Below are 11,027 nucleotides of genomic sequence, written 5' to 3'. Positions count from 1 at the left end.
TTCCGGGCTTACAAGCCCTGCCGCGGAGGCAGGGGAAACATCAATCTCCAATCGATGCTCGTCATTGGCGGCGGAAATCCTGTCGAACCATATGCCCGTAGGGTGGATGTGGTAAATGTTCGGCTTGTTGAAAATGTCCAGCGAGGCCAACAAAAGTTCCGGTTGATCCAGATACGCGTCGATGACAATGTCTCTCAATTCGCTCTTCGGCACCTTCCGATGCTGCATGGCCAGGGAGGAGTACCTGAAGACCGCCGAGGAAAAAAGTTCCAGGTTCTCGGAATGGGCAATGGGGAGCTTCTTGATCGAATAAAAGTAGGGGATAAAAAGATTCCAATGCGCCTCGACTTCAACCTTCTCGCCATCCTGCCTGAGCTTTAACAGGGCCGTCCGGCGGGCAATGATACGGACGGTCATATCCAGCGGCGCGCCTTCCGACCAGATCTGTGCAAGCAGATGCTTTAAACGCAGCTCTCCCAGCACCCTGACGGCCTCGGACAGGGTTGCATCCTTCCCGGGAAACGAAAACGGATCAGCCGTGCCGATCCGGGTAAAACTATTCTCGTTCCTGTTCCTGCGAAACGTAATATCCGGAAGGTCCACGCTGCTGGCCGTGGCGGGATACGTTGCATACATCGGAGATCCGGCATGCGCTGCAACCGCCTGCTGCTCAGAAGCAGCCTTGCTTTCCGGACGTCGGCCCTCTCTCATTCCTATTCCCCCTTTTCTCGCCTGTACCTTCGCACGGTTCGAAAGATCCGTCAAGATTTGAAAAAGGCTGATTTTATTCTTTTTCCGGCTGGCGAACCCCGGGCGTCAGGCCGATACCGCCAGCGGCCGGCATTTTGCCGATCCTGACCGCCTTCACCGGAGGCCGGGTCCGCAGCCGCCTCCGGACCGGCGCCGCTTCCGCCCCATGAGAATCATGAATTCGCACGATAAATTCTTCCGTATTTCTGTGGATTTTTTTTGGGAACATGCCCTAAAATGGCCTGTCTTCAATGTCACTCATGATGGAGAAGAGGGCCATGACTGTTCGATCCCCATGAACTTCAGGGCGACCAGGCAGGAAAGAGCAAAGCGGGCATGAGCCCTGCAGCAGGTGCTGCATCCAGAATTCGAAACCGAAGCCGACAAAATCCGCGCCTTGATCCGGGGCGGCCATTGGAAGACACTCTTTAAAGCTATGGGCATCGCAGCAGACATCGTCATTATCGTCATTGCCTCCCTGGCGGGAGGGCTGGTGGCGAAACTCTTCCGGCAGCCGCTGGTCCTGGGATACATCCTGGCCGGCATCTTTATCGGGCCGCACACCGGGGGCATCAATGTATCCAATCTCCAGGTCATCGAAAAGCTGGCGGAAATCGGCGTGGCCCTGCTGCTTTTCGCCCTGGGGCTGGAATTCTCCCTGCGGGAACTGCGGCCCGTCCGCAGAATCGCCCTTCTGGGAACCCCCATCCAGATCCTCCTGACGATCGGCTTCGGCTTCGCCATCGGCTCCTGGCAGGGGTGGGATTGGAAAACCTCCCTCTGGTTCGGGGCGCTGATCTCCCTGTCAAGCACGATGGTGATCCTCAAGACCCTCATGAGTCAGGGCTGGATGGGCACCCTTTCCAGCAGGGTCATGATCGGGATGCTCATTGTTCAGGATCTGGCCGTCGTTCCGATGATGATTGTTCTTCCGCAGTTGAGCCATCCCGAAACCGGCCTGCCGCTGCTCGCCCTGTCCATCCTGAAGGCGGCCTTATTCCTGCTGGGGATGATTTTTCTCGGCACACAGCTCATTCCCTGGATTCTCCGGCGCATTGCCGGATGGAAATCCCGGGAGCTGTTTCTCCTGTCCGTGATCGCCCTCGGCCTCGGCATCGGCTACGGGACCTACCTGTTCGGTCTGTCTTTCGCCTTCGGCGCCTTCATTGCGGGACTGGTTCTCAGCGAGTCGGACTATGGCCATCAGGCCCTGAGCGAAATCATACCTCTCCGGGATGTCTTCAGCCTGCTCTTTTTTGCTTCCGTCGGAATGCTGCTGGATCCGGCTTTTTTATGGTCCCACTTGAAAACCGTCCTGATCCTCGTGGTCCTTGTGACCGTGGGCAAGGGGCTCATCTTCGCAGGCCTGAGCCGGCTGTTTTCCTACCGCAACGTCATTCCCCTGGCCGTGGGCCTGGGGCTTTTCCAGGTGGGTGAATTCTCCTTCGTCCTGGCCCGGGTGGGCCTGAACACCTCTTCAATCAGCTCCGAACTCTATTCCCTCGTGCTCACCCTTACCGTGGCCACCATGTTTCTGACTCCCTTTCTTTCCAATCTGACGTCGCCGATCTATTCCTTCTTTCGTTCGCGGACGATTCGGGAGCCTCTGCAGACCATCAACCTGCCGGAGTCCGGAATGTCGAATCACGTGGTGATTGCGGGAGGCGGACAGGTCGGCCTGAACATCGCCAGGATCCTGCACCGGTTCGGCGTCGAGTTCGTCGTCATCGAGATCGATTTTCACCGGTTCGAACAGCTGAAAGCCCTGAATTTCCCGGCCATCTTCGGAGACGCCGGCCAGGCCTCCGTCCTGGAAACACCGCAGATCCGCCGGGCAAAGCTGCTGCTCATCACCGTACCCTCCGCCGTTGTTTCTCAGGCCATTGCGGCCCAGGCCCACACCCTTCATCCCGAGCTGAAAATTTTCGCCAGGGCGATCAGCATTGAACACATGAAAGACCTTCATGCCCGGGGCGTTTACGAAGTGGTCCAGCCGGAATTTGAAGCCAGCCTGGAGTTTACGCGTCAGGCCCTGCTGCACTTTGAATTTCCACCGGATAAGGTGCAGTCCCTTCTGGATGCGATCCGCTATGAGCTTTACGCCCCCCTCTATGATTCCGACAGTTCCTACCGGACACTCTCGCAGTTGCAGAGCGCTTCCCGGCTGCTGGAACTCAACTGGCTGCTGCTGAAGGAAGGAAGCCCCCTCATCGGCCGCTCCATCGAAGAGTTGCGCATCCGCTCACTCACCGGCGCTTCCGTTGTCGCCGTGATCCGCAGTGAGGCCCTTTTCCCGAATCCCACCCCGGATTTCCAGTTCCAGGATGGGGATTTCATCGGCGTTCTGGGGGATTCCAAGCAGCTTCGCGCCTTCCAGGAATGGGATCAGGGCAGTCCAACCGGTGCAGAAACGATCTCTCCCTGAGCCGGATCGTTCCGAGCCGGCCGGACACGCCTCTCAAGGTGGCCGGAACCTCCCTGTGTACGCTTCCGGCAGGATTTTGGTTTCCAGGAGCGGGCGGCCCTATTCCGGCTCTTCCTCCTTCAAGCTCAGCAGGATCTCCCGGACCTCAGGGAGCCCCGTTGCGCTCACAAGCACCTGAACAATATCCCCCTCTTCGAGAACCGTTCCGCCGCCGGGCACAAAGAAGCTCCCGTTGCGGCTCACCAGGACAATGAGCGCATCGCGGGGAAGCCCCAACTCCACAAGCGGTCGCCCCGCAACGGCGGCATCGAAGGGGATGACCAGTTCTTCGAGCCTGGTATCATCCCCCTCTACAGGCGCATACTCGATAGGATACCGCTGCTTCCGTTCAAACGGCGCCTGGAGCCCGAGCAGCCGGGCGACGGCGGGGATGGACCACCCCTGAAACAGGGCGGAGGTGAGGACGATAAAAAAGACGACATGGAAGATGGACTCCGCTTCCGGAATACCCGCCAGCAGCGGGAAGGTGGCAAGAACGATCGGGACGGCCCCTCTCAAGCCGACCCAGGAGACCAGGACCTTCTCCCTCCACTGAAGCCGGGCAAAGAGCAGGGAGATCAGGACGCCCACGGGACGGGCGATCAGCATGAGGAAAAACGAGCAGGCAAGGCCGACTCCGATCACAGGGATGATCCTGGAGGGAAAAACCAGCAATCCGAGGGTGAGAAACATGGTGATCTGACTGAGCCAGGCAAAACCGTCGAAGAATCGCAGCATGCTCTTCTTGTGGATGAATTCACTGTTTCCGGCAATCAACCCGGCGATGTAAACGGCAAGGAAGCCGCTGCCCCCGCAGGCCGCCGTCGAACCGTAAATGAATGACGCGGCTGCCATGGCGAAAACGGGATAGAACCCTTCATAAGCGGATTTCATGTGGTTGAACATCAGGACCATCAGTTTTCCCAATCCCAGGCCGAAAACGATCCCGAGACCCATCTGGACGGCAAAGAGAACGGCGATGGACCCCAGGGACGTACCAGGAATCGTCATGAGCTGAAGGATGCCCACGGTGAGAAAAACAGCCATGGGATCATTGCTGCCCGATTCGAGTTCCAGAAGAGGTTTGAGCTGCCCCCTCAGACTGATGCTCCTGGAACGGAGGACGGAAAAAACGGCGGCGGCATCGGTTGAAGAAACGATCGCTCCGAGAAGCAGTCCGCTGATCAGGGAAAGCTTGAGTACGTAAAATGCGAAGAGACCGACCAAAACCGCCGTAAGAAGAACGCCGAGAGTGGCGAGGCTTGTCGCCTGCCAGACGGTTGGCTTGACCTCCGGCCATCGGGTGTCGAGCCCCCCCGCAAAAAGGATAAAAATCAGGGCCATGACGCCGATTGCCTGAGCCAGTGCCGCATCGTCGAAATAGATCCCTCCGGGACCTTCCGAACCCGCCATCATGCCGATGCCCAAAAAGAGCAGCAGGACTGGCACACCCAGGTTTTCGGAAAGCCTGGCAACACCGATACTGAGAATGATCAGGAGCGAGCCGATCAGGATGACATATTCAATCGGTATCATGTTCTAACCGCCCCGCACTGCACCACACTGCTCCGCCCCATAGAACTTCCGCTCTCCTTCATCCCGGATCCGCCAACGCGATTTTGTGCACATCCCTTCCGGAATGCGGTACACGGAAGAATTCAACCCCTCCGGCACATGGCGCACCCTGTTTCTCTCTTTTATTTTCACCTTGAGATTGTATCCTTTTGAGTCTAATTTCATAGCATAGATGCGCAACAAATGCACACCCGCCTGCACCACTGTGTTGGGATGCGGCTTGCGTGCGTCAATCCTGGAAAGGCAGGCCCAATAGGAATGAAGAGGTTTGATCGGCCCGGCAGGGCCAGGTTCAGGAGATGTTCGGCGGCGCTTCTGGCTGTGATGCTTCTGCTCTTCCCCGCGCGGCTTCTGTCAGCCGATCCGGTCAGGGTTCTCGTCGTCGGGCTGGAGGGCGAGGCCCTGAAAAACGTTCAGGCCGCCCTGGCCATCCCCCCCGGCCTGGTGCGTGAAGGTAGGGTGGACCTGCTCTGGCTGGAGCGCTTCGCCGCCCAGGCGGAGGAGAATGCCCGCAGGGCCCTGGAGCCTTTCGGCTATTACAGGGCCCAGGTGAAGGTGGTGACTGAAACGCCGGAGGAAGGGAGCCATCTTCTGCGGGTGGAGATTTCCCCGGGAGATGCTGTTCGAGTCGACGAGGTGAAGGTGGCCATCCAGGGCTCCGGCTCACAGGAGGCCCCCCTGCAGGAGATGGCAGGCGCTTTCCCCCTTAGAAAAGGGGACGTTCTCCTGCATCAGCTTTATGAACGGTCCAAGGCGGCCCTTCAGGGGCGGGCCCAGGAGATGGGCTACCGGGATGCGCATTTTTCAGTCCACGAGATCCTCATTGACGAGTCCCTTTCCACCTCCCGCATCGGGCTCGTCCTGGAAACGGGAGACCGGCACCGCTTCGGAAAACTCACCATCAAGGGGGCTCCCGACTACCCGGAAACCTTTCTGCAGAGGTACGTAACCTTCAGAACGGGGGAGATCTTCTCTCCCGCCAGGCTCGTGGAGACCCAGCGCAACTACCTGGACTCCGAACGCTTCCGGGAGGTGCGGGTCATTCCGGGAGCAAGCGAATCCCCGGGAAACACCGTGCCTGTGACGGTCGAGCTTACCCAGGCGCCGTCCCAAAGCCTGAGGGCGGGGCTCGGTTATGGTACGGACACCGGCGCCCGCTTCACCGTCCGGTACCGCGACTTGAATCTTTTTTCCCGCGGACACGAGATATCGGAAAATCTCTTTATTTCCGAACGCCTTCAAGGGCTGGCCTCCACGTACATCATTCACGGCATCCCCGATGCCAAAAGCTTTTTCTCCGCGCAGATAAACCTCCAGCAGGAGGACATCGACGCTTACCGCAGCCGCCTGGTATCGTCGGAATTCTCCCTGAATCGAAGCTTCCGGGCCAAAATGCTCGGTGCGGCCTATCTCCGGCTTCTCTACGAAGACAGCACTCTCGGGGAGGGGAATTCACGATATTTCTCCGTTCTGCCGGGTCTGCGCCTGGCCGATGACCGTTATGACCATCCAACCCATCCCCGCAGTGGATTCCGCTACATGGTGGAGGTGCGGGGAACCCACGAAGCCCTGGGGTCGGAAATGGGCCTGTTCCAGGGAATCGCCGAGGGAAGCCGTTTGACGCCGCTGCCGTGGAGCCTGACACTCCATACCCGGGCAGCCGCAGCGCTCACGGTCCTGAGCGACCCCCTCAGCCAGCTCCCCCCGTCACTGCGCTTTTTTGCCGGCGGCGATCAGAGCGTCCGGGGGTATGCCTATAAATCCCTCGCTCCGCGGGACTCGGAGGGCGATCTGGCGGGAGGGAAGCACCTTCTGTCCGGAAGCGTTGAGCTTGAACGGGCCCTCTACAAGGACTGGAGCGTCTCTGTGTTTTACGATGCCGGGAACGCCTTCGACTCGTTCTCCTCCTTCCGGCTCCATCAGGGGGCTGGAGTCGGTGTCCACTACTACACTCCCGTCGGCGCCCTGAATTTCTCTATCGCCCGCCAGATCGGAAGGGATGATCCTTCATACCGCATCCATTTCACCGTGGGGTTCCAGCTATGAGGCGGCGGGGCTGTTTTCTGTCGCTGGGAATCCTGCTTTTCGTCCTTGGCATCGTGATGGGCGGGATGGCCTGGCTGGCCGGAACGACGGCGGGGGCCCGATGGCTGGTGAACACCCTCAGCCGCCTGGCGTCGGCCGAAATCAGCATCCGCTCCGTGGAGGGGCGGCTGTCCGACCGGCTGGATCTCTCTGGAATACGGATCGGATCGGCGCAGCAGACGGTGGAAATCGACCGGCTGGCCCTCGAATGGAATCCGCTCTATCTCTTGCTGGCGCACGTCGATATCGGCAGGATTGCCGCACGAGGCGTGAGAATCCGGGATGACGGGCCTCGAACCCCCCTTTCCCTGAAATGGCCGAAGCTGCCGGATGCGTTACATTTCGTCACGCTGGAGGTGTCGCGCCTGGGCCTGAACGGCCTCGAATACCGAAAGGGAAGCGATCCGCCCGTCATTGTTCATGAATTTTCCGGCACCGCACGATGGCAAAGCGGTCATCTCATCCTGGCGGGGGTTCGCGCCGCCATGCCGTCTCTGAAGGTGGAGGGAACGATCGACATGGGCATGAACCGCCCTTCCCTCGTGACCGACCTGACCCTCTATCCGGAGAAGTCTATCGGCGGCCTGGAGCGCTTCGTTCTGCATACCCGCCTTCAACCGGCCAGAGAGCCGGAACAGGCGGTGGGGGCATTCACCTTCGCCGGAGCAGGGGGAAATGACCAGGAGATGCCGGGCGTGGAGCTGTCAGGTGAAGCGGGCGTGGAGCAGAAGGCCCTCCGTTTCCGCAATCTCCGCCTCACCGGCGATGATCTGCACGGCACACTCACCGGTGGGGCCGCCATCGACTTCAGCTCCATCGACCCTTCGATGACGGTGGAGCTTCAGGCCGCCGGGGTCGATCTGGCCCGGCAGATCGGCACGGCGACAAACATGGAAGGAACGCTGAGCTTTGCCGGAACCACGGGAAATTACCGGGGCCGCTTTGCCATCGCCAACACCGGCCCCGGCTGGCACGCCCTTCGTTTCTCCGGCGCCTACGAGGGCCATGAAAAGGGCATGAAACTGACCTCCCTGGCGGGAACGATCCTGAAGGGAACCCTCGGGGGAGACCTGAAAATCGACTGGACCGGCGGTGTTCGCCTGGAAGGCGCCATCCGGGGAAGGAAGCTGGACCCCTCAGGCATCACCCCCGACTGGAAGGGACTCATCAATTTCGATCTGGCCGGCAGCCTGTTCAAGGCAGGGGATGCGCCCCTGCAGGGCGATCTCCAGGGGACCCTCCTCGAAAGCCGGCTTCACGGCCGGACGCTGACGGGAAATGTGCGCGGCGCCTTCGCCGGAGAGAGCATCCGGATAGAATTCCTGAACCTTCACGGCAGGGGCTTCTCTATCCATGCGGCGGGCGAACTGGACAAGCGGCTGGCCCTGGACGCAAGGATCAGCGATCTTTCCAGGCTCGTTCCCGGGGCATCCGGAACGTTGAATGCCGACGGCTGGATACGCAGGGATGAAGACCGGTTCAGCGGAGCCATCCGCGGACGCGCCCGGGCCCTGGCGTCGGACGGCCTCCGGATCGATTCGGCGGATCTGACCGCCCGAATCGGCCCGAAGCAGGACGATCCGCTGCACATGTCCGCGACACTGCACACGGTTGCCTACAACGGCCTGCGCGTCAATGCCGCCACCCTGGAAGCGCTGGGAACGGGCACGCGACACACGATCCAGGCCGCGCTGAGCGCTCCCGGCGCCGAGACGCTCCTACAACTTGCCGGCGGTTATGCCGACGGGCGGTGGCAGGGACACCTCCTCCGTTTTTCCGGCCGCGACGCTGTCGGTCCGTGGCACCTGTCCGCACCTGCAGCCCTTTCCCTGGGAAAGGAGCGGATGTCCCTGGGCCCCCTCGTCGTAACCGGGACACCCGGGGAGCGCATCGAAGCCGCCGCGGACCTCTTCCGCCCCGGCTTGCGCGGAAACGCCTCCCTGCGCATCAGTGGATTGAATCTCGCCCGCTTCGACCCCTGGCTGACGGCGGCTCAGGTGAGGGGTGTGGCAAACGGGGAGTTTCGCCTTGACCTGGCGAGCAGGGACCATTTTTCCCTGAAGGCCAGGACCGACCTCAGGGGCACCATCGGAGCTGAAGGCAGGCACATCACCGTGCGGCGGCTGGATGCGGCCCTCCTGGGTAGCGAAAAAGGGCTCAGCGGCACGCTGGAAATCGGGCTGCAAAAGGACGGCATGCTCCACGGCACATTTTACTGCGCCTTTCCAGTCCGCTCGTTCGTGCCGGACCGGGGAGAGTTCAAGGCCAGATGGTCTCACGTCGACCTTGCCCTCCTCCGCCCCTGGCTTCCCAGTGAACCCGGCGTCGAGATCCGCGGGCTCCTGGGGGGCGGCCTCACCGGTTTGATCCGCCCTGCAAAGCGCTTTGAGCTCGCCGGATCGGCTTTCCTCGCCCAGGGGGCAATCCGCCAGCGCAGAGGGAATCTGGACATCACGGCACACATCGACAAGGCGGAGGCCACCTGGGCCTGGCGCGAAGAGTCGCTGAGCGGAACGGCAACCCTGGCCCTCGCTGATTACGGGAAGGTGCAGGGCCGATATCGGCTGCCGATCCCCGCACGCTTTCCCGCAACCGCCAACCCGCAGGGAAGAATCGAAGGGCTCCTGACCGCCCAAATCCGGGAGAGGGGGCTTCTCGCCATCCTGTTCCCCGGAGCCGTGCAGGAAAGCCAGGGGAACCTCGAGTTGGACCTGGCGGTCGGCGGACAATGGAAGGAACCGCAGTTGGAGGGAAAGATCCGTCTGGCCAATGCGGGGGCTTACATCCCCTCGGCGGGCATCCGTCTGAAGGATGTCCAGATGTCCGGACGCCTCGAAAAGGACGCACTGCACGTTGATTCTTTCCGCGCCGTCTCCGGCCCCGGCCATGTCGGGGGAACGGCCCTCATCCGGTTGAAGGAATGGAAGGTGTCGGGCTACCGGATCACGATGGCGGGCGAGCGGTTTCGCACGGTCTATTTCCCGGAACTTCAGCTGTACGCATCACCTCGGCTCACCGTCGAGGGAACACCGGATAAGCTGGCCGTTCGCGGCGAGGTGCATCTTCCGGAGCTCCACATAGCCGGATCACCTGTTCAAGGGGTCATCCGGCCGAGTCCGGATGTGAAGATCGAAGGCCGCCCCCCCATCGAATCGAAGGCCTTTCCCCTGGATGTGGACCTGCAGATCCTTCTGACAGTAGGCGATCGGGCCTTTGTGAAACTGGCGGGAATTGATGCCCAACTGGGGGGGGCGCTGCAGATAAAGGCTCTGCGCCATATCGAACGGATCACAAGCACCGGAGAGATCCGGATCGTCAAGGGACGCTACCAGGCCTATGGTGTAACGCTGGAGATCGTTCGGGGAAGGTTCTTTTACGCCGGCGGCGCCATCGACAGGCCGTCCCTCGATGTCCTGGCCCTCCGCACCGCCGGATCCGTCCGGGCTGGCGTCCTGGTGACGGGAACCGCTCAGTCGCCGGTGGTCAGCCTATACTCGGAACCCTCCATGGAGGATGTGGATATCCTCAGTTATATCGTCCTCGGACGCCCCCTCGGCAGATCGGGGGAACAGGTTGACCTCCTCACCATGGCGGCGGAAAGCCTCCTGTCAGCCGGCCAGTCAGTCGTCCTGCAAGACAAGCTCGCCACCCGGCTTGGTCTCAGTTCTCTGGAGATTTCTACCCGCGGCGAAAGCACCCCGGGCTGGGATGCCTATACGGCTCGCCCCCTTGCCTCGCCGGGCTCCGCCGCGGCGGCCTCGGAGAACAATCTCTCCCGGGCCATGGCCACCGTGGGAAAATATTTGACCCCGAAGCTCTATATCAGCTATGGTCGGTCCCTCTTTACCGGCAGCAACCGGTTCCTCCTTCGGTACGACCTTCACAGGAACTGGCAGGTTGAAACCCAGACGGGAACGGAAAGTGGAGTGGACCTCTACTACAAAATTGAATTTCGATAGCTCCGGCAGGCCTCCGCTCGCGACCCACGATGAGGGAGCGGCAAAAAACCGGCGTACACGCATCGATACAGGAAGCGGCCCGTCATGCCGGCCCGGAGAACCCGGCTTTTTTATTGTCCTTCCATGAATTCATTGACATAAAGGATTAATTTCCCTATTTATTTCTTCAGAAGGGCGGAATTTCATCAAGGCGG

Annotated in this window: 7 protein-coding genes; 3 read left to right on the top strand and 4 right to left on the bottom strand. The window is 60.7% G+C overall.

From position 1 onward, the window contains the following. Together AB3175_RS04350 and AB3175_RS04345 are read right to left on the bottom strand one after the other, a co-directional pair. Positions 1-711: hypothetical protein (locus AB3175_RS04350; protein WP_367359719.1), on the bottom strand; the 711-nt coding region annotated here is incomplete at its 3' end. Positions 712-784: 73 nt separating this feature from the next. Beyond that, on the bottom strand, positions 785-937 hold the full coding sequence (locus AB3175_RS04345) for a hypothetical protein (protein ID WP_367359718.1): 153 nt from the start codon (positions 935-937) through the stop codon (positions 785-787). A gap of 165 nt (positions 938-1,102) precedes the next feature. Between AB3175_RS04345 and AB3175_RS04340 the strand changes: the two genes are divergently transcribed. Continuing rightward, the gene (locus tag AB3175_RS04340; RefSeq protein ID WP_367359717.1) at positions 1,103-3,175 is read left to right on the top strand and encodes a cation:proton antiporter; all 2,073 of its coding nucleotides are present in this window, start codon (positions 1,103-1,105) and stop codon (positions 3,173-3,175) included. A gap of 99 nt (positions 3,176-3,274) precedes the next feature. Here AB3175_RS04340 and AB3175_RS04335 read toward each other — a convergent pair whose 3' ends face one another. After that, positions 3,275-4,750, bottom strand: a complete 1,476-nt coding sequence (locus AB3175_RS04335) for a potassium/proton antiporter (RefSeq protein ID WP_367359716.1) — start codon at positions 4,748-4,750, stop codon at positions 3,275-3,277. Positions 4,751-4,753: 3 nt separating this feature from the next. Further along, positions 4,754-4,921: a hypothetical protein gene (locus tag AB3175_RS04330; protein WP_367359715.1), complete on the bottom strand. Its 168-nt coding sequence runs from the start codon at positions 4,919-4,921 to the stop codon at positions 4,754-4,756. A 126-nt stretch (positions 4,922-5,047) separates the two neighbouring features. Here AB3175_RS04330 and AB3175_RS04325 point away from each other — a divergent pair, with 126 nt between their 5' ends. Continuing rightward, on the top strand, positions 5,048-6,835 hold the full coding sequence (locus AB3175_RS04325; protein ID WP_367359714.1) for an autotransporter assembly complex family protein: 1,788 nt from the start codon (positions 5,048-5,050) through the stop codon (positions 6,833-6,835). Further along, complete coding sequence (locus AB3175_RS04320; RefSeq protein WP_367359713.1) at positions 6,832-10,833, top strand: translocation/assembly module TamB domain-containing protein; 4,002 nt, start codon at positions 6,832-6,834, stop codon at positions 10,831-10,833. Before AB3175_RS04325 ends, AB3175_RS04320 begins: the two co-directional genes overlap by 4 nt. Positions 10,834-11,027: the final 194 nt, after the last annotated feature.

This window comes from Syntrophus sp. (in: bacteria), assembly GCF_040768185.1.
Lineage (GTDB): Bacteria > Desulfobacterota > Syntrophia > Syntrophales > Syntrophaceae > Syntrophus > Syntrophus buswellii.
This window is presented reverse-complemented; position numbering and strand designations above follow the sequence as displayed.